The following is a 24,119-nucleotide window of genomic DNA, read 5'->3' as shown; positions in this document are numbered from 1 at the left end:
GGACGTCTGATGTTAAGAGGCAGGATTATTCATAATTAGGAGTCATAGCAAGGGGCGATAACAAGATCGGCCATGGATATAAACGTATGAAACAAGATGTAAAGAGATCCGAGGGAACCAGAAGGTTCCCTTTTCTAAAGAGAAATAAGGGGGCAGCACGATGGAACTAAGTATCTCCTTCATCATAACGATATTTTTAATCGGATTCATTGGCTCTTATATATCAGGGATGGTTGGCATCGGCGGATCGATTATCAAATACCCGATGCTGCTGTATATCCCGCCGTTATTCGGCCTTGCGGCTTTCACCGCGCATGAAGTATCGGGCATCAGCGCCGTACAGGTATTCTTTGCCACGATCGGGGGCGTGTGGGCATACCGCAAAGGCGGATATCTGAACAAAACGCTCATTATCTATATGGGTTCGGCCATATTGCTGGGCAGCTTCATCGGCGGTTTCGGCTCCAAGATGATGAGCGAAGGCGGCATCAATCTCATCTACGGCATATTGGCGCTGGTTGCGGCCGTGATGATGTTCATCCCGAACAAAGGGGTGGACGATATTCCCCTGGATCAGGTCAAGTTCAATAAATGGCTGGCCGCTGTGCTTGCTCTTGTGGTCGGAATCGGAGCCGGTATCGTCGGAGCGGCCGGCGCGTTCCTGCTCGTTCCGATCATGCTGGTTGTATTGAAAATACCGACGCGGATGACCATTGCCACATCGCTTGCGATCACCTTCATCTCATCCATCGGTTCGACGGTTGGCAAACTGACGACGGGGCAAGTGGATTATATCCCCGCCCTTATTATGGTTGTTGCCAGCTTGATCGCTTCTCCACTCGGTGCGGCCGCAGGCAAGAAGATGAACACAAAGATACTGCAGATCATTTTGGCCGTTTTGATCCTGGCAACGGCCATCAAAATTTGGCTGGACATTCTATGATGGTTCTATCGTTAAGTAAGAGGCGATGCTGCAGAGGATGAAACAGGCATGGTAATATGGTGATATGCCCAATGTTATTCAAGTAATTGATGATCAATAGGGGGGATCCAATGATGAATCCATGGAATGAACGGTTTCAGGGCGAAGACTATGTCTTCGGAACCGAGCCCAATGTATTTATAGCCGACATGCATAAGAGGTTGGCATTAACGGGTAATGCGCTTGCGATCGCAGAGGGCGAAGGACGAAATGCGGTATTTCTGGCACGCGAAGGCATGAACGTTACCGTGTGGGATTATGCGGAGTCCGGCCTGAACAAAGCCAATAAGCTGGCCGAAGCCAGCGGCGTTGAGATTCGCACCGAGCTTGTGGACCTTGGGGAAGCGCAGTGGACGAAGGAGCAATGGGATGAGATCATTTGCGTGTTCGGACATTTTCCCAAAGAATTGAGAACAAGGACGCTGGAAGGCGTGAAAACCGCGGTGAAGCCGGGAGGATATTTTCTCACCGAAGTGTATTCCCCGTACCAGATTCCTTATCGAAGCGGGGGACCGCAAGATCCTCAGTTTTTATACGCGCCCGGGGATTTCCTCGAAGCTTTTGCGGTTTGGCGAATTGTCCATTTTTTCATGGGTGAGGTCGTTCGGCAGGAAGGACAGGGGCATCAGGGCTTGTCCCATGTCCTTCAGTTTGCGGGGCAAAAGCCGTCCATCAAATAAATATTTGCGAATAAGCATTAGGTGAACAGATTGGATACATCGGACCGGTTGCCCTGTTGCACATAGTCGGAGGGTGACAGACCGGTGTATTTTTTAAACATGCGATAAAAATAGGACGTATCATAATAACCCAGATAGTGGGCGATATGAGCGATTGTCATGTCGGAATGAAGCAGCAGGCCGCACGCTTCCAGCACGCGCAGCTGGTGCATGTACCGAATCGGGGAATGACCGTACACCTCCTTGAAGAGGGCGGTGGCATAATTGGGGGAACGATGGATTAACTTCGCGAGTTTATCGATTTCAATCGGTTCGCGGTAATGGTCCAACAGATACATTTTGATGGTGTCCGCATAATTTCTTTTGCTTGGCGGCAGCTCGGTCTTCTCGAGTTCCCGGGCCAGCATGCCGAGCAGCTCCTGCATGATGCCCTGACAGATCATGGTGCGGTAGCTTTTGCCGCCGCGCATTTCCTCGAATAATCGCTCGCAGCGGCGGTAGGCATACTGGATATGCGCAAGGTTGAATTTGAGGAATTGCCCTCCATCCAGAAACGGAATGCCTGTGGTTACCTGAGGATCCATCGTAAAGAGAATGGTGTATTTCCGATGAGGGATGCCATTCCAGTTGCCGCCGCTCCGTTTGGTCGATTGCGGGATGAAGAGCACGTCTTCTTCTTCCGCAATGATCTCCTCCCCGTTGATTTCATACCTCACTTTGCCTTCTCTTACCACAACGAGCACGTTGTAACGGATCGTCTCTAGCTGAGTCCGCCAGTTCGGGATATGATCATCAAAATTCACGCTCATTAACTGGATCACAGACAAGCACCTCGCAGTGATTTTATACCTATAGCCTAGCATATCTATGCTTCCAATGAGTAGGTGTTTGTTGGTATTTACAGGTCAGCTAACCTAAATTGAAGTAGAATCGTACAATAAATTAACGAAATGTACATCGACTCAACAGGAAGCATTGGCCTATAATTTCTGTCAATAGCAGTCATTTTGCAAACGCTGACATGTAAGGATAAGAGAAAAGGGATGAGGAAGGAAGCGATACGTGTATGAGAGTATTATTGTTGGATTTGGACTCGACCAGACCGGATCATTTAGGGTGTTACGGATACCATCGGAATACGTCGCCCAACATTGACCGGATAGCGGCGGAAGGCGTACGCTTCGACAATTACTATACCTCCGACGCTCCATGTTTTCCATCAAGAACCGCGCTGATGACCGGCAAGTTCGGCATTCATAACGGCGTCGTGGGTCATGGAGGCTCGGCAGCCGACGTGCGGCATGAAGGCATTACGCGGGATTTCCGCGACAAGCTGGCTTCGGAGAGCTTTCCCGCCATTTTTCGCCGGGCCGGCATGAAAACCGCGTTGATCAGTCCGTTTGGAGAGCGCCATTCCGCCTGGACCTTCTATGCGGGCTTCAATGAAATGTATAATACAGGCAAAGGCGGCTTGGAGTCGGCTGAGGAAGTGTCTCCGGTCGTGCTGGACTGGCTGGATCGCAACGCCGATGAAGATAACTGGATGCTCTATGTGAACTTCTGGGATCCGCATACGCCGTATCGTGCACCTCAGTCGCTGGGCAATCCGTTCGAGCATGATCCTCTTCCGGAGTGGTTATCCGAAGACGTGCTTCAGGAGCATCAGAAGAAGGTCGGCCCGCATGGTGTAAACGAAATTAACATGTATAATAGTGATGTATCCCCCGATTACCCGCGTCATCCCGGAGAGATTCGGACGATGGAGGATTTGCGGACGATGGTGGACGGCTATGATTGCGGCATTCGGCATATGGACGAGCATATCGGGGCCATCTTCGAGCTGTTGGAATCCAAGGGCGTTATGGATGACTTGATCGTAATCATAACGGCGGATCATGGCGAGAACATGGGGGAGCTTGGGATTTATGGAGAACATGGCACAGCGGATCAGGGAACCTGCCGCATTCCGATGATTATCCGAGGGCCAGGCATCATGAAAGGGATATCGGATCGCAATCTGCACTATCATCTGGATCTACTGCCTACGATGGCGGAATATATGAACGTGGCACCGGCAAGAAGCTGGGATGGAGTCAGTTATGCCGAGACCCTGCGAAGCGGACGCGAGAGCGGCAGGGAGTATCTGGTGGTATCCCAATGTGCACACGTCTGCCAGCGAAGCGTGCGGTTTGGAGATTGGCTGTACATTCGTACCTATCATGACGGCTTTCATCTGTTCGACAAAGAAATGCTGTTCCATATCACCGAGGATGTGTATGAGCAGCACAACCAGGCGTCTCAAAGACCGGATCTTTGCCGGGAGGCCGTCTATCTGCTGAATGAGTGGCATGATCATATGATGTCGACAATGCCGTTTGACGTGGATCCATTGTGGACGGTCATGAAAGAGGGGGGACCTTACCACGCCAAAGGTCATTTGCCCCGGTATATCGAGCGTTTGAAGAACACGGGCCGGGGAGAAGCGGTGCCGGAGCTGATGCGCCGTCATCCTCGGGAGTTCGTGTAATCGCAATAGCAAGGTGAAGCAGGATAACCGCTCTGACAGCGGTTGTCCTGTTCTCCGTATCAAGGATAGGAGGAACAAATAACATGGGAGAACCACATTCCTGCTGCGCAGGATCCAGAGCGCACGTGCAGTCGACGGGATCCGGCCAGAAGGCTCTTATTGGCACTATGAGAGACGAAAAGTATGATGAACAGTCTCATCCTGATTTTCATACCGATATGATCATGCTGCCTGGAGGGACGTTTACGATGGGCACGAATTCGAATGAAGGTTTCCCTCGTGACGGGGAAGGGCCGGCTCGCAGCGTAACCGTCTCCGGATTCGAGATCTCGTCCCATGCCGTAACGAATGGGGAATTTCAACGGTTTGTGGAAGCCACCGGTTATGTGACGGAAGCGGAACGGTTCGGCTGGTCGTTTGTATTTGAACTGCTGGCTTCGGAGGAAACGAAGGCAGCAGTAGCCCAGGTGCCGCAAGAGGTGCCTTGGTGGCTGGTGGTCGAAGGGGCATACTGGGCAGCACCCGAGGGGGCGGATTCCAGCATCGAAGACCGAATGGACCATCCGGTCGTACATATATCCTGGAACGATGCCGCGGCTTACTGTCAGTGGGCAAGCGTGCGGCTTCCGACGGAAGCGGAATGGGAATATGCGGCTCGCGGCGGTTTGGAGGGCAGGACCTATCCGTGGGGAGATCTGCTGAAACAGGACGGAGAGCATCAATGCAACATATGGCAGGGCAAATTTCCGGTCAAAAATAACGCCAGCGACGGGTACATCGGAACCGCGCCGGTGGATGCCTACAAACCGAACGGTTACGGACTGTACAACATGTCCGGCAACGTATGGGAATGGTGCGGCGATTGGTTCAGCCCGTCGTATCATCAACAGACCTCGGCGAACAATCCGTTCTATGGGGAGCCTACCGGCAGAAGGTCGATGCGCGGGGGTTCGTACCTGTGCCACAGATCCTACTGCAACCGTTACCGAGTCGCGGCGCGGAGCGGGAATACACCCGACAGCTCGACGGGCAACTGCGGTTTCCGGGTGGTGAGGGATGCGGTGTTATAGAGCTTATCGTTGTTAATAGACAATGCAGCTTGGCGTAAAGGTTATAATTGCGAAAACCAAAGAAATTTCGCGAAAAATGATGATATTTTCGGATTACGATAGGATTTATAAAGGTAAGAGAGGATGGATCATGATTCAGCAGCTTCTGCAATCGTATTGGCCCGAGTGGTACGGAGATACGGTGAACGGCCCAACGGGCTGGAACAATACGACCCTTTTTATTCATAACCCGCATCGGCGTTCGGTCATGCGCATTTACAATACGCATCGTGACAAGGCAAGGATCGAATTCGAGTTTGCGGTTTTGGACTCGCTCCAGCGGGCACCCCTTAGCTTTAAGGTCCCAGCGCCTGTTCCATCAACGTCTGGCGATAAGATGGTTTGGGTTCAGGACGGAAGTGATCGATACGCTTGCCTATTCGAATACATTGAAGGAGCGCGACCGGATGAAGAGAGCATTCAAGCGACTTATTCCTTCGGGGAAAAAACGGGAGAACTGGTAAGTGCACTTGCGGCTTGTTCGATTGGAATGGAGCCGGTGTATCCGCCCTATTACGAGCTGCTTCAATCGTATCCTTCGTGCAGCAGGACATTCATTCAGGATTTCTGCAAGCGACCGCCCGTCGAGTTCCAGGAACAAGGAAACGCGCTGCAAATCCTTCAAGGAGCGTACACCGAGATATCCGGCAGGCTGGAATCCCTGAAAAATCTGCCGCAGCAGCTGGTCCACGGGGACCTGAACTTTTCAAACCTGCTCGTAGATTCGGAACAATCGGGCAAGGTCATCGCGTTGCTCGACTTCGAGTTTTGCACAAAGGATGTCAGGGCGATGGAACCTGCGGTCGTTATTTCGGGATTCTTGGGAATGGCGGAGGAGAAGGTCGCTATCCGGCAGTTCTGCGAAGGCTTTGCCAGCCGCGTACGGCTGACCGAAGAGGAGATTGCTGCCATACCGGTACTGCTGCGCTTGCGTTTGGTTGACGTTTTCTTGCATTTTTTGAGCCGCTATCGGGAAGGGACCGATGATTCCCATGTGCTGCAGGAGCAGATCGGTATGCTGGCAGCCGGATTGAAGCGGCTGGAGCAAAGTCAGGCATGGATGGAAGACGTGTTGACACAGTATTTGATGTAAACCAAAAACCCCGATCTCTTCAAGAGACCGGGGTTTTTCTTAATGTGGCGAACCGTTATTCAAGAAAATTAAAATGAATTGATTCAACCGTTACTTTTTCAGCAGATTAATATGATCCAGTTCCGTGCTGCTGTTGAAGATAAACTCCAGCTTATATTCACCACGATGGTAAGTCAGCTTGGTTTGCTTCGTTTTTCCGTTCTTGAATGTGGTGGTGGCATCCGGAGCAAACCAATTCTTCTTCAGCATTTTCATGGTGATGCCGCCGATGTTCGTCTGTCGTTCCACATTGGTGCCAAAATAACGCATTTCGCGAATCTTATTCAGCTTGTAGGAGAAGGCGTAGCCCGGATTCCCCATGTTGGCCCCGTATACGTCGAAGGCATCGGCATCCTTGCCTGGCACGGGAGGCTCGCCAATGGCCTTGTACACGTCCTGCTTCGTGCTTTTACCGATCGTTAATCCGCTGACCGCACCGGGGAATTGTCCCTTCAATGCAGGTTTATAAAAGCTGTTGAGCGTCTTGAGCGCGTGCTCGGCAGCATAATCCTCGGCGCTTGCCGCCGTGGCGGCTTCAGCCTGCTGCAGTGGCAAAACAGCATGATTTGCTCCGAATGCACTAAGGCCGACGACGCCCGCCATAGTCAAAGTGACGATTGCTTTTTTAGCTGGTTGCTTCAAGTTCATGTTGCATCCTCTCCTTTGTAACAACTACTTACCACATGCGCTGCGTATCAAACAAGTGATCCTGACTTATCTTCCCATGATAGTTGATGCTTAAGGGCAATGGGTTACGATTCTATGAAGATGACATTGCAGATTTGATACCTGGAATAAGAAGCCTTGCTCGATCCTAATGGTTTGAACGATGAATCGGGTACGCCAATCGGCCGAACATTGATGAATCCGTCCATGACCTGAGCGTTATCGGAAAATGGGGTAATAGTACAGAGGTGATATGAATTTTTGGAAAAATCGTGTAATCTATATAGAACCGACTTTTTCAGGAGGAATTATGGAAACCGAATCCTTACTCAAGGTGGAGCAGCTTGCTCTCAAAAAACACAAAATTTTTAAACAAAGCCAGCTGCGCTACATCGCCCGCTCCATGCTCGCCAGCATGTTTATCGGCTTTGGCGTCATCGTCGCTTTTAAGACGGGCAACTTTTTTTATCTGGAGCATTCCCCGCTGACTTATCCGATGGCTGCCCTTACGTTTGGCGCGGCGATTATCCTGATCGCGTACGGGGGAGGGGATTTGTTTACAGGGAACACGTTTTATTACACGTATGCCGCTCTCCGCAAGAAATTAAAGTGGCTGGAAGTAGTCAAGCTGTGGATCTTCAGTTATGCAGGAAACATCCTGGGGGCCTGCACGTTTGCGCTGTTGATTTTCTTAACGGGATTATTCACCGATTCCTCCGTGAACGGATTTCTGCTCAATGTGGTGGAACACAAAATGACCACCCCGACGATGCAGCTGTTTTTTAGAGCGATTCTGTGCAACTGGCTCGTATGCCTTGCCTTTTTCATCCCCATGTCCCTGAAGGGCGACGGAGCCAAAATGTTTGCCATGATGCTGTTTGTTTTCTGCTTTTTCATCTCCGGATACGAGCACAGCGTTGCGAACATGTGCACCTTTGCCATTGCGCTCGTGCTGAATCATCCGGGCACGATTTCGTTTGATGGCGTATTGCATAATCTGATTCCGGTAACGTTCGGCAATTTGATCGGCGGCGTTCTATTAATGGGCTTTATGTATTATTTTGTGAACAAGCCTTTTCTGGATGCGAAGGAATCCTCTGGTGAATAAGGTTTGGAAGCGCGCAAGCTTAGCTCCGCTAGCCTTGTAACAATGAATACACCCGCGTATCGTGTGCCGTGCCGTTCTGATAGATATACTGGCGCAGGGTTCCTTCCGCTTCGAATCCGAGCTTGGCCAGCAGTGCATGGGAAGCCTGGTTCTCCATAAAAACGACGGCACCGATGCGGGTTAGGCCAAGCTCCTGAAATCCATATGCCAGGATGGCGGAGGCCGCTTCGCTGGCATATCCTTGCCTCCAGAAGTCGGGATGGAGCTCATATCCGATTTCTGCTCTTCTATGCCGTGGGGACCATGCGTTATATCCGATCGTCCCGATCAGGCCTTGCCTATCTTTCCTTTCGATGCCCCATCGAATCCCGCGCTGCTCTGCGTAGTTGTTAGCGAACAGCTCAATGAATCGACGAGCTTGCTCGGGGCTGGTCAACGTGTCTTGACCGTAATAGCGGGTCACCTGCTCATGCGAGAAGCAGCTGTAGATCGCCTCGGCATCCTGAAGCCGGATTTCACGCAACCTTAATCGTTGAGTCTCTAGTTCTGGAAACATGATGTCCCTCCTTGGATAAACCGTATTGGCTAATATGGATTAGATTTCATTATATAAGATGTATTGATAAAGAGAAGTGGATTGCACGGAATTCGCGTTGTTTCCATAAAAAAATAAAGGGCTGGTCGCAAAGTCAAATGGACGTTGGACCAGTCCTTTTTACAATTTTATCCCTTCACTTCCTTTTACAGCTAACCCGCGGTTCTGAGCTTTTAACGCAGCGAAATGCGGCTTAAGCTGGCGCCGTTCGCAAACAAACGCTGGATGCTGCGTTCAACCTCTGCGTCCGGTATCAACGGAGGGGCTTGGTGCGGTTTCGTGCGGGCATCGATAATGACCGTGTCGCAGCCCCAATGCTTGTGCTCATAGCGGCTGTTCACGCCGTGAATGTCATGGGAAGGATTGCTGCGCGTAAAGGTTGCCCAAAGAAAATTGTTGAGCGTTGCGCTCATGAATTCACTGTCATCGCACAGAATGATCATCGGGCAGGAAGGAAGCGAACCTCGTTCCCGGATGGCATCGCTAAGGCTCGACATCTCCTGCGCCACTTCGGAATAACTCGTAAAGGGGGCTCCCTGGATGGCGACAATGCCGGGCATGATCCATTTTGCAGGCGCATACCCGGGAAGATCCGTTAACGCCTCAGGCACCGCTTGGCACAAATCCCTTTTTTTATCCCCGACCGCCGCAAATACGACCTTGCTGCCGGTGTTGAGTCCGGTTCCGGAATAATCGAGCGTATCGATCGTGGTATTGGTCTGAAAATGGATGTCTCGTTGCAGATCGATGCGTTCCAATATATAGGTCAAGAAGTCCTCGATGCGATGCGTGCTTAAAGGCTGGTTCTCTTCAGCTGCAATGAATAAATACTTGGCCAAGCTTAATTGGCCCGTGCCCAGTATCCGGTTGGAGATGGTGAGAAGCTCAGCCGGCTGCTTTACTTGTTGATATGGGGTATACCGTTCGCTGCCGATGGCAAAGAGCAGGGGGTGTACCCCGGCAGCATCAACCGCATGGACTTCCTTGACCCCCGGAATTTCTTGCCGGATCGCCCCGCCGGTCAGCTCATGAATCAGCTCCCCGAAGGACGTATCTTCCTGCGGCGGTCTTCCGACGACCGTAAACGGATAGATGGCCTGCTGCTTGGCATAGACTTTATGCACTCGCATGACGGGAAACGGATGGACCAGGCTGTAATAACCCAGATGATCCCCAAAAGGTCCCTCGGGCTTGGTTTCGCCGGGATGGATCTCCCCCGTAATAACAAAATCCGCATCGTGGCTGATGCAGTAACCATCCACATAGCTGTACCGGAAATGTCGTCCCGACAGCAGTCCGGCAAAGGTAAGCTCGCTTATGCCTTCCGGCAGAGGCATAACCGCTGAAATCGTATGGGCAGGGGGCCCCCCGATAAAACAGCTCACTTTCAGCGGCTGACCCAGCTTATTCGCCTTCGCTTGATGGATGCCGATGCCCCGGTGGATTTGGTAATGGATGCCGACTTCCTTGTTCATTTCATATTCATTGCCTGTGAGCTGAACCCGATACATGCCCAGATTGGAATTCATCACGCCCGGTTTCTCCGGGTCTTCGGAATACACTTGGGGCAGCGTGACGAAAGCGCCGCCGTCGTCCTTCCAGTGCTTAATGAGCGGCAGATCGGAAATTTGGATTTCCTGAAATCCGGGTGGCAGGGCACCTGTTTTTTTGATCGGCAGTGCAGATTTAGCTGCCAGTCCCGTTCCGATATATTTAAAAGGATTTTTGAGCGCCTTCATCGGATCGTTGCGCAGCGCGATAACGTCTTGCGTTGATTCGAAGGTTTCCCGAAAAATGAATTTGCTGCGCTCGATCGTGCCGAACAGGTTGGATACCGCACGAAACCTTGAACCTTTTACATTCTCAAACAGGAGTGCCGGGCCGCCTGCCTCATAAACCTTCATATGTATGGCCGCCATTTCCAAATGAGGATCGACCTCTTCATGTATACGAACCAAATGCCCATGTTTCTCCAAATCAATGATGCATTCTTCCAGATTATGATATTTCATTACATAGCTCCAATCCCTTGTAGATAGTGAACTTATTCTACTATTATCGACAATCTCATGGCGAAGGTCAATGACGCCCGATATAGAATGGACGAACGGCTCCGTCATTAAAAATCGTCTTTCTGATAGAACATGCAATACAAGGTCAGGGCGTTGATTTTTTCTTCATGCCTCAAAACAAATCCCCATCTTTGATACAAATTAACATTCTCCTTATTTTCAGTATCGAGCGCGATTCCATGTGAATTGTGATCCGAATTAACCACTTGAAGCAGGTGCCGCAGCATTGCTGTTCCAATTCCCCTGCCTTGGACCTCCGGATTCACTCCGATCATAATGAGATAATGGTGCGGAGAAAAAGGAGCAGCCGATCTCGTAATGCCCATATAGGCATTCAGGAATCTCAATGTTTTGACTGGGAGTTGGAATAACAACGGCAAGAGTCTTCCAATCAGCAAAAAAGCGCCCTTCAAACGCTTAAGCTTGCTTATGCCGGGTTTCTCTACAATGAAGGTACCGAGCAAGATTTCGTTTTCATAATAGCCCCATATTTCTTCATGCAGCAGAAAGCTTTTATCAAACATGAAGGAGACAAATGCAGCCGCTCTGCTGCTTGATTCACGATCAAGCTCTGGATCGCCAAATGCATGCAGAAACAAAGGATCCCGGGCAAATGCCCGGTTCATAATGGATGAAAATAAGATTTTATCTGCTTGGGTCAGCTTGGATACTCTGCATGGAATGTTCATGATTTCTCTACTGCTTTGCCATAATGATCGACAGCAAAGCTGTACAATACTTTCAGCATAAACAGGGTGCCGGCCAATAACATGTAGGGCTGGATGCTGGACAGCAAGAACGTAACCCCTATGCCGATCGACAGGAGCAAGCCTCCTATAAATCGCTGCGATGATTTCCCGATCAGCGCATTCACGGTCACAGCTCCAGCGATGGTATATGCCCATATACCGACGGCATACCCGATATCGGTATCCAATAGAAGCGCAATTATGATGATATGCACATGTATCGCAAGGAACACTGTCCGATTCGTTTTTCGGGACGCGTAGAAATTACTGGTTGAGATTGTGAAATTGGCAATGCAGCCGGCGAATATATCGAAGATAAGCAATAAGGCAAGGGCACTGCGCCATATAGGCAAAGAGTTTGTGATTTCAGGATAAATGAAGCTCACCGCGATGGTTAGAAGTCCACCGAACAGCAGAATGACCAGAATAGAGCCAACGGACTGCTTTTCACCAAAAACATCATGCAGAATCGAAGGAATCTTTACGATTTTCATCACGTAACACACTCATTTCTTTTGTGATTTAAATTAAATTATGTAGTATTTGAATTGATTTACTATAAAAACAATATAACTCCAAATAGGTGGTTGTCAATTGTTTTATAGTGAGAAGATTGAAGTACTCTAAAACTTGATATATACTTCAATTGAGGTGGGGAACATATGAACGGGTATGAACGAAGAAAGCTGCTAAAAATCGAACAGGTCTTCGATGCCGCATTCCAGCTCTTTACAAGGCACGGTTACCAAAAGGTCAGCGTGAACGAAATCGCCCAACAGGCAGGAGTTTCTCCCGCGACGATATACAACTATTTCGGAACCAAAGATCAGCTTTACCATGATATGATCATGAATTGGATGGACAAGCAGTTGGCGGAGTATGACCGTATACTGGAATCCGACCTGTCATTCCCGGAGAAGACCAAAGCAATCATGCTGCTGGAAGCTAATAATTTGACCTTCTTGTCGGAAGAGTTTCGTCGAATTCAAGCCTTTGAAGATCACAGCATCGATCTGAAGATTCGGCAGGAAAGTGAGCAGAAGATTAAAGGCTTTTTCATGAAGTTTGTTGCACTCGGGAAACAAGAAGGTTATATCGATAAGGAGCAAACCGAAGAGGCGACGATGCTGTTCTTCACGATGTTCATGAATGAGCTCGGCCGGCGCTGGGATTCGGCTAACCGCGAATTCGCCATCAGCATGGAGAGCTTGATGGAGCTGTTCTTTTACGGGTTGGCGGGACAACATCATGGTGGAGAATAACGATGAAACGGTTTACGATCAATCGGGACCTGTTTAAAAATGCGGTAAGGGACGCCCCGCGAAGTTTCTCATTGAATCGTATAATGGGGAGTAGACGAATAAGCTGAAGTACAGCTTCACTAGAAGAGGAGGGAACGGTTTTGTTTCATCCAACGAGTCTCTTCATGCCTTTTCTGGTTCTGCTTCCTAATTTCTTGTTCTTTAGACGCGCGCCGCATAACATGTCCGGTCGGCCCAATCCCAGCTTGATCTTCTCGGTTGCCGAAGGGATCGGGCGAATCGGGACCATGATCGTCCCTTTATTTTTTGCGGTGCAGCTCCGGCACGGGTACGAAATCATCTCGCTCATCGTAATGATTCTAGCGCTATTGCTATACTATGGGGGATGGTGCCGATACTTTTTGAACGACAGGGATTATGGGCTGTTATTCAAGCCGGTTATGGGGATTCCGGTACCACTAGCGATAACTCCGGTCCTTTATTTTCTTGCTGGTTCGGTGGTTTTGCATTCCATCCTGTTGTTTATGTTCAGTATCGTTTTTGCTGCAGGTCATATCCCAAACAGTTTAAGAGAGCACGAACGAATCTTACATAGGGACTAAACTGCTTCGTTATCTCAAGCTTCTGCAAAAATACAAGGTGGATAATGCAACCACCCTTTTGAAGTATGCCTAGGATGAGATCCAAGAAATGAAGGATATGATCAATAAATTCCTTTCTTCAGATCGGTGAAACAGTATGAGGAATGGCATAAGGAGGGCAAGCGGAAAGAGCTTGATTCGCCTAATCCGGGCAGAAACGCAGGTAAAGACTAAGCGAAGCTAATCATTATGGCGTTCGTATAACTCGTATAACTAATAGAAGAAGGCGCAGATATGGTTGAAGTGCTTTTCTTGGACGGGTACTTCATTCGGTGTACGAACGGATCTACATTTTGGTAATCCAAAAAGCAGCCCCTCGCACAATGGCGAAGGGCTGCTTTTATATAATTCATAGCCTTATTGCTGAACAATGGCAATAATTTCATCTTCCAGCTCAAGTCTTACCTGCTCGCTGTATGCGCGGATATTGTACTCGGAGTGAAGGTAGCGGAGAATGGCCTCGATGAGGTTGGCCTCAATCAAATACTGAGTTCTTCCGTTGACCCATACTTCGGCCGTATATCCCGTATCTTCGTCCCAGCTAAGCTCAAGTGATACGTCCGTTGGTTTGACGCCTCTGCGTTCTGCTTGGTGAAGGCAGACCGCATTGACGATTTCGTCCATGCTTAGAACCATGGATTAGTACCGGTTATTGTGATTGTTGTTGTCGCGAGGCTCGTTTTGTTTACGACGATTCTTCACGGCACGTACAACAGCCATAACGATCATAATCAAAGCCCAGATTGCGATCAGGTTAATGAGCAATCCCATAATTTCGCCCATGAAGCCCATGCCGGCGAACATGCTGCCGAAGAGCAATCCGGCCAGACCGCCGATCATAAGTCCTTTCATCAAGCTGCCACCGCTAAAAAATCCTGGTTTTTTCGTGTTAGCGGCTGCCCCTGTATTGGATCGGTTGTTCGTTTGTTGCACATTATTGGTATCATTCTTTTTCGGAGTGCTGTTGTATGACTTGGTTCCGGATTTGAAACCTCCGCCACCTCTTCTGGCATCTGCGGAATCAGGCGTCAGCGCTACAAAGAACAGTGTAATCGCTACTAGAATCGTCAATACTTTTTTCATCGTGTTCTGTCGAACCTCCCAGTTAATTTAGAGTATAAAGAGTAATACGGACGAGTCACGATAGGGTTTCAAAATTTGTGCGGCCATGGTTTGAGGCTGTAGCGCGTTGCTGCTGTCTCAGTAATTCCAGAACCCAATCGCACCATTTCAGCTCGGTTTCAGCCATCATCAGTCCTTTGGTAGCGAGCACATAATTGCTGAACGCCTTGCTTCCGATCTCGCGGGTGTCCTCCGGAATCCCCGCTAAAATCTGCTCATAGTAACGCTTTTTCTCCAGATACCCGATTCTGCGGTCCTCGAAAATATCGACGGCGATGCCGATCTCCGTCAACCACAGGCAAAAGGTTCGAAGAGAAAGCTCATCCTTGGTGACTGCAGGCGCAATCGGTTGGTACATCCATTCACGCAGCTTCTGCATGCCTTTGTCTGTAATCGCATAAATTTTTTTGTCCGGTTTATCGCTTTGCTGAACCCAGTGCGAGGACAACAGCTGTTTCTCCTCCATGCCGGACAGCAGCGGATAGATCTGACTGTGTTTGGCTTGCCAAAAAGGCTGTATGCGAAGCATCAAATCGTATCCTGATGATTCTCTTCTTGCTAGTAATCCTAACAAGCCGTATGACAACGTATTCATGGACATAACTCCCTTTGAAACGCATATCGTGGACGCCAAGGCAGGAATGATAATCCGCCTATCGGTCCGGTTGATAAAAAGTGTACACTGAAACTGTATGGTTTGACAACCGGGGGAGGGGGCTTTCTCTCTGCTTTTGACAAAATTGTGACTAAAAAAGCACAAACGCGTGCGCGTTTGTGCTTCCATTTGACTTTGGTTGATTTATTCGTTCTCGTATCCTTCCACGACGAGATCAAGCGCACCGGTGTTGGGGTCGATGACCATGCCATGGACGGGTACGTTTGAAGGAAGGAGCGGGTGGTTTTTAATCAGGCTGACCGTATTTTTTACGCCGTCCGTAATGTTATCGAAACCGCGAAGCCATTTGGATAACCGGATGCCGGAGTTTTCCAGCGTGGACAGCACTTCATCGGAAATGCCGCGGTCTCTCATATGCTGGATCATATCCTCTGCGTTCAGGGATGCCATGCCGCATTCGTAGTGGCCCACAACGATGACTTCTTCCGCGTGAAGCTCGTACAGCGCAACCATGACGCTCCGCATCACGCTCCCGAAAGGCTGGGAAATGATTGCGCCGGCGTTTTTGATGATTTTGACATCGCCATTCTTGAAATTCATCGCTTTCGGCAGAAGTTCGACCAAGCGCGTGTCCATACAGGTGATGATCACGAGTTTCTTCTCAGGAAAACGCCCTGTCAGATAGGATTCGTATTCTTTATTCTCTACAAAGCTGCGATTGTGTTCCAGTATGCTGTTAAGGTGTTTTTCCATCGATTTTTTCTCTCCTTTTGTGTATCTATTATTCATTTAGAATGCTGCTGCTTATGCTCTGGTATCCACTACCTGGATATTGGTGCCATAATGCTGTCCGCTGCTGTCCAGACGGAAGGCGTATGCGGCCGGATCGGCATCGATTTTCATCTTCTCTTCAAAAAAAACAGCTTGCTTGCGGTTCACGATAAACGTTACCGGGCTGTCCGTTTCGACAGCAAGATCATCCGGCGTCGGCTCATCTACAATACGCAGGCCTGGGACGCCGTTGACGGCACATCCGCATCCCTCCGTGTCATAGATCAGCCTGATTGCACCCGGCTTGTCCCCGAGTTTGTCCTGCAGCTTCAGCTCGGCTTGCGGGGTGAGTTGAATATTCACGGCATCCTGACACTCCTTTATATGTAGATTGTTATTTATTCTTTCTGGAAGTTGATTATATACCTTGTAAAAAGTATCATCAATAGAGTAAACAAGAATCCTATCATAAAAAAAAGAAGGTGTGCCGGTATGGCAGTACAACATTTACAGCAATGGGAACAATTTGAACGATTGGTTCGCAAAATCATGAGTTACTACGAAGCTATTGGCCTACTTCATTGGGATTTACGGACAGGCGCTCCGCGCAAAGGAACCGAGATCCGCTCGGAAACGATCGGGGTTCTCTCCACAGAAGCATTTAAACTGCAAATATCGGAAGAGATGGGAGAGCTGTTGTCTTTCTTTGCCAAGCCGGAACAGGCTGAGCAGTTGGATGATCGCAAACGCCGCATGATTGAAGAAGTGCGCAAGGTATACGACCAGAGCAAGTCCATCCCGCCTGAGCGCTTCCAGGAATATTCCATTCTCGCCGCCCAATCGGAGACGAAGTGGGAGGAAGCGAAAAAGAACAGCGATTTTGAAGGCTTCGAACCTTACTTAACGAAGATCGTTGCGTTCAAGCAAGAGTTTATTGATTATTGGGGCGTGAAAAACACCAGATACGATACGCTCCTTGATATGTATGAGCCGGATTTGACGGTGGAAAAGGTGGATGCCATCTTTGACCGCTTGAAAGCGCGTTTGGTACCGCTGGTGCATGCGATCCAGGAATCGCCCTTCAAGCCGAAAGCAGACTTCTTGAAGCAGCTGTTTCCGAAAGAACAGCAGGAGAAATTCAGCTTGTTCCTGCTGGAGCAGATGGGCTACGACTTTGAAGCGGGACGCTTGGACGAGAGCGTGCATCCATTTGCCACGGGCTTGAACCCGGGAGACGTGCGGATTACGACCATGTATCTGCCGGACGATGTGCTGAGCGCGGTATTCAGTTCCCTGCACGAGGGAGGCCATGCCCTTTACGAGCAGAATATCGACAAGGAGCTCGCGGGGACACCGCTCTCCGGCGGTACCTCCATGGGCATCCATGAATCCCAATCCCGTCTGTGGGAAAATATGATCGGCCGCAGCCGTCCGTTCTGGCGCCGTTATTTCGCGGATTTGCAGCAGCACTTCCCGGAACAGTTGAAGGACGTGGACGTAGAGGACTTCTACCTGGCCGCGAACAAGGTGGAGAACTCCCTGATTCGCATCGAAGCGGATGAGCTTACGTATAACCTGCATATCATCATTCGTTATGAGATCGAGAAGAAACTCTTTAATGAAGGTTTGGCGGTGAAGGATCTTCCGGAGACCTGGAACGCGAAGTATAAAGAATACCTCGGCATTATGCCGCCGAACGATGGGATGGGCGTGCTTCAGGACGTTCACTGGTCCGGCGGGGATTTCGGGTATTTCGCCTCGTACTCCCTTGGCAACATGTACGCGGCCCAGATGCTGCACACCATGCGCAAAGAGCTGCCGAATCTGGACCAGCTCATCGAAGCCGGGAACCTGGCTCCGATCAAGGAGTGGCTGACGGACAAGGTATATAAATACGGAAAGAGCGAGAAGCCGTCCGAGATCATCGAACGCGTCACCGGTGAAGAACTGAATCCGGATTATCTGGCCGATTATCTCGAAGAGAAATATAAAGAGATCTACAAACTGTCATAATCACGAGAAGCGCAGCCGGAGAGGCTGCGCTTTTTTTATTCGGAAGAGTTTTGAAACCGGGTCCTTTTTATTCGTTCCCTGCGTAAGTGGAGCCAATCCAAATTTGCCGGTCTGCTCTAACCAGGCGTTTAACCTTTGGGCTGACGCTTGCATATGCTGAAAAGAAACATTGGGTCTATGGGAATGGAGGGTTATCGAATGAAGCGTCAAAAATGGTGGGGGCTGGCTTTATCCTTGCTTCTGGTCTGCGGAGTTGCGCTTGCCGGGTGCGGGGGCGGCGGATCGGCCACGAAGGTCAAGATCGGCGAAGTGACGCGTTCGATCTTCTATGCGCCGCAGTATGTCGCGTTGGAGAAGGGATTTTTCAAGGAAGAGGGGCTGGATGTCGAGCTGCAGACGACCCCGGGCGGAGACAAGACGATGACGGCTCTGCTGTCCGGTGCCATCGACGTGGCGCTTGTCGGCTCGGAAACTTCGATTTACGTGTACCAACAGGGGTCTGAAGACCCGGTCATCAATTTCGGGCAGGTGACGCAGACGGACGGCACGTTTCTGATGGCCAGGGATGGATCGGGTGATTTTGACTGGAACAGCCTGAAGGGCAAAGTATTCCTCGGTCAGCGTAAGGGCGGAATGCCGCAGATGGCAGGCGAGTTTACGCTCCGCAAAAAAGGAATCGATCCGCATGCGGACCTGGAGCTGATTCAGAACATCGATTTTGCGAACATCGCATCGGCGTATGCTTCCGGTACGGGTGAGTTTGTCCAGCTCTTTGAGCCGCAGGCCTCCATATTTGAAAAAGAAGGCCGTGGCAAGGTGGTGGCTTCCTTTGGCGTAGAAAGCGGGCATCTGCCGTACACCGTGTTTATGACAAAGCAAAGCTATATCGACAAGAACGATGCCACGGTGCAGAAGTTTACGAACGCCCTGTACAAGGCACAGCAATGGGTGGATGCGAGCAGCCCCGAAGATATCGCGGATGCGATCCTGCCTTATTTTAAAGACAGCGACCGCGATATCGTGGTGTCCTCGGTCAAGCGCTACAAAGAGCAGGGCAGTTATGCCAGCGATCCGATCGTGGACGAGGCGGAGTGGAACAATCTGCTGGACGTGATGGAGCAAGCCGGGGAACTGAAGGAACGGGTAGCGCCGGATGCCATCGTCAACAACAGCTTTGCCGAAAAAGCCAAACAAGCTAAATAATCACGTACTCCTGATCCATAGAACGAAAGGAGAGAGCACCATGGTACCGGTAGTTGAATTGAATGATATCGCTCATGTATATGTCACCGATCGGGAAGCCTCTCTGGCTGTGGAAGGAATTCATTTGAAGGTGGAGCCGGGGGAGTTCATCAGTCTGGTAGGGCCTAGCGGCTGCGGGAAAACGACCATCTTGTCCGTCATTGCCGGCCTGCTTGTCCCCTCCAAAGGGGCTGCTTACGTAAACGGCAAACCGGTAAACGGACCGTCGCCTGAAGTCGGGTACATGCTGCAGCAGGACTATTTATTTCCTTGGCGCACCATCATGGATAACGCCTTGATCGGATTGGAATTGACGGAAAGGCTGAATCCGCAAAGCCGAAGCGTGGTAGGGAATCTGCTCAGGGAGATGGGGCTCGGGGAGAGCGGTAATCTGTATCCGGCGCAGCTATCGGGCGGAATGAGGCAGCGGGTAGCGCTCGTCAGGACCTTAGCTACGGATCCGGGACTGCTGCTGCTGGATGAACCTTTCTCCGCGCTGGACTACCAGACGAAGCTGCAGCTTGAGGATTTGATCGTGGAAACCTTGAAGGAGCGGGGAAAGACGGCCATCCTGGTCACTCATGATTTATCCGAAGCGATTGCGATGAGCGACCGGGTCATTCTCTTGAACCGTAATCCCGGGCGGGTTCATCGTTTGTTTGATATTCCCGACAACATCCGCCGGGCGCAGCCGTTTTTTGCTCGCAAGGAGCCGGGGTTCAATGAATTGTTTCATGAAATCTGGGGCGAAATGCAAACGATCGGGAAGGAGTGAAGCCTATGACATCAAGGGATGAGCCGTCAGCTTCTTCTTCGAAGGGCTGGCTCCAGAATATCTATGCAAACCACATGAAGCGAAAGAAAAGCATGCAAAACCGGGTACTGACCGTTCAGCTCAGCCTGCTGCTGCTGTTCTTTATCTGGTGGGAAGCGGCGGGCAGATTCAAATGGATCGACGTGCTGCTGTTCAGCTACCCCACCAAAATCTTCGCGAACATATGGGATAACATGATCAGCGGCGAGTTATGGGGACACCTGGGGGTCACGGTAGGGGAGACGGTTGTCGGATTCCTGCTCGGCACGCTCGTTGGCACGCTGATGGCCGTATTGATCTGGTGGTCCCCGTTTCTCAATAAAGTGCTGGATCCTTATATGGTCGTGTTCAACAGCATGCCGAAAGTGGCGCTGGGTCCCATATTCATCGTGATGTTCGGCGCCGGCTTTACCGCCATTGTCGTCACTACGCTATCCATTACGGTCATTGTGACCACGCTCGTCGTATACAATAGCTTTAACGAGGTGGATTCCAATCTGATCAAGGTCGTCCGCACGTTCGGCGGAACCAAGCGCCAAGTATTTCAACGGGTCATCTTGCCGGCTTCCTATCCCGCGATCGTATCGACCCTCAAGGTTAACGTGGGCATGGCATGGGTGGGCGTCATCGTCGGCGAATTTTTGGTTGCCAAATCGGGTCTCGGTTACTTGATTATGTACGGTTTTCAGGTATTCAACTTCACGCTCGTGTTATCGAGTCTGCTCATCATTGCCGTTGTTGCAACGGCCATGTATCAAATCGTGGTATATATAGAAAGGAAATTGTTGACCCATCGCTAAGCAGGCATCACCTGCGGCGTCAGGCATGGTTGTTAACGGCATAAAAATAAGCTAGGATGAAGATACCTTATATATGCGGCTAACATGATAAAGAAGCAGATATAGCCATCAACAACTCGCCTGGAGGCTCTTCATCACATGGGATTTCGTGTCATCAAAACAGCAGCGGCCAGCCTGCTTGCCATTTTAATTACAGATGCTTTGAACATACCGGGGGCTACGTCCGCCGGTCTTCTTGCTATACTCGGCGTTGACGTTACGCGCAAACGGAGCGTGCGCTCCATATCGTCCCGATTTTTTGCGTCATTGCTGGGACTTGTACTGGCGTGCATTTTATTTTATTTTCTCGGTTTTCATTACTGGGTGCTGGCCTTGTACATATTGCTTGCATTTCCCGCGATATCGAGGGCTAATTTCAAGGAAGGCATCGTGACCAGTTCGGTTGTGGTGTTTCGGGTGTTTCAGGGGGAAGAGATCGGACTCGGCATATTGCTCACGCAAATCGAACTCCTGATTATCGGCCTCGGGTCGGCTATGCTCGTGAACCTGGTTTATATGCCGAACAGCGAGGGGGCGATGATGGAGATCCGCCGCAAGGTGGATGGGCTTTTCTCCGTCATTTTCCATCATTTCTCGCTGACGCTTCGAAACCCCGAACATATATGGGACGGAAAAGAGCTGATCGAGGCCAATCGGCAGATCGAAAAAGGGATAGAGGAAGCAAAGCGGGCTTCGGAGAACCAGATGATTCATCCGGACGGCTCCTGGAACATCTATTTTTATATGCGTAAGGAACAGATGGAGAATATCCAGAGCATGATGCATCAGATCTCCCAGGTGTACGAGCGGCTTCCGCACGGCGTGCTGACGGCTGAAATTTTCGATCAGTTAAGCCAGGATGTCGTTGCCGAAGGCTATACGGGGAAGTCCGAAGGTCTGCTGATTGAGCTGGAGGACAGGTTCAAGGAGATGGAGCTCCCGACGACCCGCGAGGAATTCGAGGTCCGCTCTGCGATATTGCAGCTCTGCCACGAGCTGGAATACTATTTGAATATCTCCAAAAAGTATAAAGCGCCCACGGCGAAAAAACCGCAGAAGCGCGCGGATTCGGCCGTATAGCTTAGCGATTTTCAAAAATAAATCTGATATTTTTAGCATCATATGAATTTATTTGGACCACTTCATTCAACATTCGCCCATGTCTTGCATACACATGTATGGAATGATTGTATGGAGGAGGTTCGAAGATGTCATTGAGTCATAAACACCAATGTAGAGAAATCATCACGAAGGCGATCTGCGGCAAGGGTCGTAAGTTCTCTACCGTAACACATACCGTGACTCCGCCTAATAATCCGACCAGTATTTTGGGGGCTTGGATTATAAACCATCAGTACGAGGCGGTTGCCGCCGGAGACGGAATTGAAGTTATTGGTACTTACGATGTAAACATCTGGTATTCCTATGACAAAAATTCGCAGACCGATGTGGCGAAAGAAACGGTATCGTATGTAGAACGCGTGCCTCTTTCCTATCTGGATCCGAAGCATCGTGCATCCACGGTGGAGGTTTCGGCTGAAGCGACGCAGGAGCCGAGCTGCGTCGAGGCCAGCGTATCCTCGAATGGCACGAGCGTCATTCTGCGGGTAGAGAGAGAGTATGCGGTGGAACTGGTAGCCGAAACGAAGGTCGTTGTCAAAGTATGCAGCTACCCTCACGGCGACTACGAAGACAAAGAATTCGACTACGTCCTGGGAGACGACGTCGATGATTACGAAGATTACGAAGGTCTGGAGGATGAACTGTAAGTTAACCCTCCTGTAGGAATGATTATAATCTTAGCATATGCAGCGAGGGCAGCTTTGCGGAGGGCGGATGCCCTCTTTTTTATTTTTATTTGCAGGGGGAATGGGGATGGTTAGAATGATCGTACGACCGGCGGTCGAAAAAAAACATGTGTCGCTTCATGGATCTGCTTTGCTCATGGCGCAAGCACGGTTGATCCGATCCGGGATTCCGTGTGGATTGAATTCGGGTTCAGTCGAGGAGAAACGTTACGCCGCCAGGTACGCGGTGCATGTCGACCGGCTGGCTGCAGCCAAGATCCGCCAACATCAGATGGGCGGCAGCGAAGCGGCGTTCATGCCCGATCCCGAGAGCGGAAGATATGAAGATGGACTGCATCGAAGATTGGAGAAAGCGGCTCTGCGGTCGCTGTACACGCTGGGCGTCGATGAAGGGGAGGTCATCATTACGGCCCTCCCAGGTCGAAGATACGTAGTGGAGGATGTCCGCATGCCAGCTGACCGCAGCAAAGCCGTAATGAGTGCCAAGGGTCAGGGGTCACGGCGGACGGAAGGGTACCCTGCTAACAACGAAGAAGGCGATTCTTCTCTTGTTTCATCGTTACTCATGGGCATGGATCCGGAGTTTGTCCTGATGAAGGATAACGGAGACATCGTGTTTGCATCCGAATTTATGGAACGCGGCGGGACGGTCGGAAGCGATGCCGTTCGTTTACGGGGCGAGGTGATTTATCCTATTGCCGAGCTCAGGCCGTCGCCCAAGGCGAATCCGAAGGAATTGCTGCTTGAAATGCAAAAAGCTCTGCGCGAAGCTCATCTCCTGATTCAGGATCGTTCACTGGCATGGAAGGCAGGCGCCCTGCCTTATGGCGATTTTCCGCTGGGAGGCCATATTCACTTCAGCGGCGTGCCGCTGTCCCTGTCTCTTCTTCAGACCCTGGATAATTATGTGGCTCTGCCGCTGGCGCTTCTCGAAGACCCCAACGGGCGTCTGCGGAGGCCCCGTTACGGTTTCCTTGGGGATTTCCGTAGGCAGCCTTACGGCGGGTTTGAATACCGTACGCTGCCCAGCTTCCTCGTCTCGCCGCTCGTCGCGAAGGTGTCGCTTGGCGTTGCTTACCTGGCTGCCCGCTACAGCGATCGCCTGCCGGGGAGGCCGTTAAACACCGAACGGTATCACCGTGCCTATTACGAAGGCGATAAATCCGTGCTCAAAGAGTGTATTGCAGGCTGGCACAGGGATCTGTCGGCACTGCCGGAGTACCCGGATTTTGCCCGTGAAATCGAACGGGCTGTAGCGCACATGGAGACGGGGCGAACCTGGGATGAGAGCAGGGATATCCGGCCGCTGTGGAATATTCCAACCAAGCCGTGATGCCTTACGGTCAATTTCTGTTATAATGGAGGTCAAGC

26 protein-coding genes are annotated in these 24,119 nt (G+C 50.5%); 15 read left to right on the top strand and 11 right to left on the bottom strand.

Translation table 11 applies throughout. The annotated features are described in order from the left end of the window. Positions 1-160 precede the first annotated feature (160 nt). A complete protein-coding gene (locus tag AC3RCL_RS18765) occupies positions 161-943 on the top strand; it encodes a sulfite exporter TauE/SafE family protein (protein WP_096773346.1) in 783 nt (260 codons plus the stop codon). Between the two features lie 113 nt (positions 944-1,056). Then, complete coding sequence (locus AC3RCL_RS18760; protein ID WP_492536409.1) at positions 1,057-1,662, top strand: class I SAM-dependent methyltransferase; 606 nt, start codon at positions 1,057-1,059, stop codon at positions 1,660-1,662. Positions 1,663-1,679: 17 nt separating this feature from the next. On the opposite strand, the gene AC3RCL_RS18755 is transcribed toward AC3RCL_RS18760, so the two are convergent. Beyond that, positions 1,680-2,483 carry a helix-turn-helix domain-containing protein gene (locus AC3RCL_RS18755; RefSeq protein WP_492531303.1) on the bottom strand — a complete coding sequence of 268 codons (804 nt, stop codon included), beginning with the start codon at positions 2,481-2,483 and terminating at the stop codon, positions 1,680-1,682. Between the two features lie 245 nt (positions 2,484-2,728). Here AC3RCL_RS18755 and AC3RCL_RS18750 point away from each other — a divergent pair, with 245 nt between their 5' ends. From AC3RCL_RS18750 to AC3RCL_RS18740, 3 genes are all read left to right on the top strand, one after another. Further along, positions 2,729-4,189 carry a sulfatase family protein gene (locus tag AC3RCL_RS18750; RefSeq protein ID WP_492531301.1) on the top strand — a complete coding sequence of 487 codons (1,461 nt, stop codon included), beginning with the start codon at positions 2,729-2,731 and terminating at the stop codon, positions 4,187-4,189. 83 nt (positions 4,190-4,272) lie between these two features. After that, complete coding sequence (locus AC3RCL_RS18745) at positions 4,273-5,259, top strand: formylglycine-generating enzyme family protein (protein ID WP_096773349.1); 987 nt, start codon at positions 4,273-4,275, stop codon at positions 5,257-5,259. A gap of 130 nt (positions 5,260-5,389) precedes the next feature. Then, positions 5,390-6,391, top strand: coding sequence for a phosphotransferase (locus tag AC3RCL_RS18740; protein ID WP_492531298.1), 1,002 nt, complete (start codon positions 5,390-5,392; stop codon positions 6,389-6,391). A gap of 90 nt (positions 6,392-6,481) precedes the next feature. On the opposite strand, the gene AC3RCL_RS18735 is transcribed toward AC3RCL_RS18740, so the two are convergent. Further along, complete coding sequence (locus AC3RCL_RS18735; RefSeq protein WP_192572421.1) at positions 6,482-7,078, bottom strand: YjgB family protein; 597 nt, start codon at positions 7,076-7,078, stop codon at positions 6,482-6,484. Positions 7,079-7,406: 328 nt separating this feature from the next. On the opposite strand from AC3RCL_RS18735, the gene AC3RCL_RS18730 reads away from it, so the two are divergent. Further along, positions 7,407-8,204 (top strand): formate/nitrite transporter family protein, encoded by a 798-nt coding sequence (locus AC3RCL_RS18730; RefSeq protein WP_090911724.1) that lies wholly within the window; start codon positions 7,407-7,409, stop codon positions 8,202-8,204. A 28-nt stretch (positions 8,205-8,232) separates the two neighbouring features. On the opposite strand, the gene AC3RCL_RS18725 is transcribed toward AC3RCL_RS18730, so the two are convergent. The 4 genes from AC3RCL_RS18725 to AC3RCL_RS18710 form a co-directional block, all read right to left on the bottom strand. Next, entirely contained in the window at positions 8,233-8,760 is a 528-nt protein-coding gene (locus AC3RCL_RS18725; protein WP_096773351.1) for a GNAT family N-acetyltransferase, read from the bottom strand. Between the two features lie 212 nt (positions 8,761-8,972). Further along, complete coding sequence (locus tag AC3RCL_RS18720) at positions 8,973-10,811, bottom strand: UbiD family decarboxylase (RefSeq protein WP_492531295.1); 1,839 nt, start codon at positions 10,809-10,811, stop codon at positions 8,973-8,975. 107 nt (positions 10,812-10,918) lie between these two features. Beyond that, on the bottom strand, positions 10,919-11,560 hold the full coding sequence (locus AC3RCL_RS18715) for a GNAT family N-acetyltransferase (protein ID WP_492531293.1): 642 nt from the start codon (positions 11,558-11,560) through the stop codon (positions 10,919-10,921). Next, the gene (locus tag AC3RCL_RS18710) at positions 11,557-12,114 is read right to left on the bottom strand and encodes a hypothetical protein (RefSeq protein WP_492536407.1); all 558 of its coding nucleotides are present in this window, start codon (positions 12,112-12,114) and stop codon (positions 11,557-11,559) included. Before AC3RCL_RS18710 ends, AC3RCL_RS18715 begins: the two co-directional genes overlap by 4 nt. A gap of 168 nt (positions 12,115-12,282) precedes the next feature. Between AC3RCL_RS18710 and AC3RCL_RS18705 the strand changes: the two genes are divergently transcribed. Continuing rightward, a complete protein-coding gene (locus tag AC3RCL_RS18705) occupies positions 12,283-12,882 on the top strand; it encodes a TetR/AcrR family transcriptional regulator (RefSeq protein ID WP_375119481.1) in 600 nt (199 codons plus the stop codon). A 140-nt stretch (positions 12,883-13,022) separates the two neighbouring features. Beyond that, a complete protein-coding gene (locus AC3RCL_RS18700) occupies positions 13,023-13,484 on the top strand; it encodes a hypothetical protein (RefSeq protein ID WP_192572418.1) in 462 nt (153 codons plus the stop codon). 396 nt (positions 13,485-13,880) lie between these two features. Here the strand turns inward: AC3RCL_RS18700 and AC3RCL_RS18695 are convergent, their stop codons facing one another. The 5 genes from AC3RCL_RS18695 to AC3RCL_RS18675 form a co-directional block, all read right to left on the bottom strand. Further along, a complete protein-coding gene (locus AC3RCL_RS18695) occupies positions 13,881-14,159 on the bottom strand; it encodes a YxcD family protein (RefSeq protein ID WP_009591356.1) in 279 nt (92 codons plus the stop codon). Between the two features lie 3 nt (positions 14,160-14,162). Further along, complete coding sequence (locus tag AC3RCL_RS18690; protein WP_015734645.1) at positions 14,163-14,606, bottom strand: membrane protein; 444 nt, start codon at positions 14,604-14,606, stop codon at positions 14,163-14,165. 55 nt (positions 14,607-14,661) lie between these two features. Next, complete coding sequence (locus AC3RCL_RS18685; protein WP_096773357.1) at positions 14,662-15,240, bottom strand: PadR family transcriptional regulator; 579 nt, start codon at positions 15,238-15,240, stop codon at positions 14,662-14,664. A gap of 204 nt (positions 15,241-15,444) precedes the next feature. Further along, complete coding sequence (locus AC3RCL_RS18680) at positions 15,445-16,014, bottom strand: beta-class carbonic anhydrase (protein ID WP_492531289.1); 570 nt, start codon at positions 16,012-16,014, stop codon at positions 15,445-15,447. Positions 16,015-16,065: 51 nt separating this feature from the next. Next, a complete protein-coding gene (locus tag AC3RCL_RS18675; protein WP_492531287.1) occupies positions 16,066-16,395 on the bottom strand; it encodes an iron-sulfur cluster biosynthesis family protein in 330 nt (109 codons plus the stop codon). 129 nt (positions 16,396-16,524) lie between these two features. On the opposite strand from AC3RCL_RS18675, the gene AC3RCL_RS18670 reads away from it, so the two are divergent. The 7 genes from AC3RCL_RS18670 to AC3RCL_RS18640 all read left to right on the top strand — a co-directional run bounded on the left by AC3RCL_RS18670 (position 16,525) and on the right by AC3RCL_RS18640 (position 24,081). After that, positions 16,525-18,045, top strand: a complete 1,521-nt coding sequence (locus tag AC3RCL_RS18670; protein ID WP_096773359.1) for a carboxypeptidase M32 — start codon at positions 16,525-16,527, stop codon at positions 18,043-18,045. A gap of 198 nt (positions 18,046-18,243) precedes the next feature. Then, positions 18,244-19,248: an ABC transporter substrate-binding protein gene (locus AC3RCL_RS18665; protein WP_096773360.1), complete on the top strand. Its 1,005-nt coding sequence runs from the start codon at positions 18,244-18,246 to the stop codon at positions 19,246-19,248. A gap of 40 nt (positions 19,249-19,288) precedes the next feature. After that, positions 19,289-20,062 (top strand): ABC transporter ATP-binding protein, encoded by a 774-nt coding sequence (locus AC3RCL_RS18660; protein WP_492531284.1) that lies wholly within the window; start codon positions 19,289-19,291, stop codon positions 20,060-20,062. Between the two features lie 5 nt (positions 20,063-20,067). Further along, positions 20,068-20,901 carry an ABC transporter permease gene (locus AC3RCL_RS18655; protein WP_015734651.1) on the top strand — a complete coding sequence of 278 codons (834 nt, stop codon included), beginning with the start codon at positions 20,068-20,070 and terminating at the stop codon, positions 20,899-20,901. A 138-nt stretch (positions 20,902-21,039) separates the two neighbouring features. Continuing rightward, on the top strand, positions 21,040-22,020 hold the full coding sequence (locus tag AC3RCL_RS18650; RefSeq protein ID WP_192572413.1) for an aromatic acid exporter family protein: 981 nt from the start codon (positions 21,040-21,042) through the stop codon (positions 22,018-22,020). A gap of 128 nt (positions 22,021-22,148) precedes the next feature. Next, positions 22,149-22,709 (top strand): outer spore coat protein CotE, encoded by a 561-nt coding sequence (locus tag AC3RCL_RS18645; RefSeq protein WP_015734653.1) that lies wholly within the window; start codon positions 22,149-22,151, stop codon positions 22,707-22,709. A gap of 106 nt (positions 22,710-22,815) precedes the next feature. Next, positions 22,816-24,081, top strand: a complete 1,266-nt coding sequence (locus AC3RCL_RS18640) for a putative amidoligase domain-containing protein (protein ID WP_492531281.1) — start codon at positions 22,816-22,818, stop codon at positions 24,079-24,081. Positions 24,082-24,119 lie beyond the last annotated feature (38 nt).

The sequence above is a fragment of the Paenibacillus sp. MT86 genome, from assembly GCF_058792535.1.
This window is presented reverse-complemented; position numbering and strand designations above follow the sequence as displayed.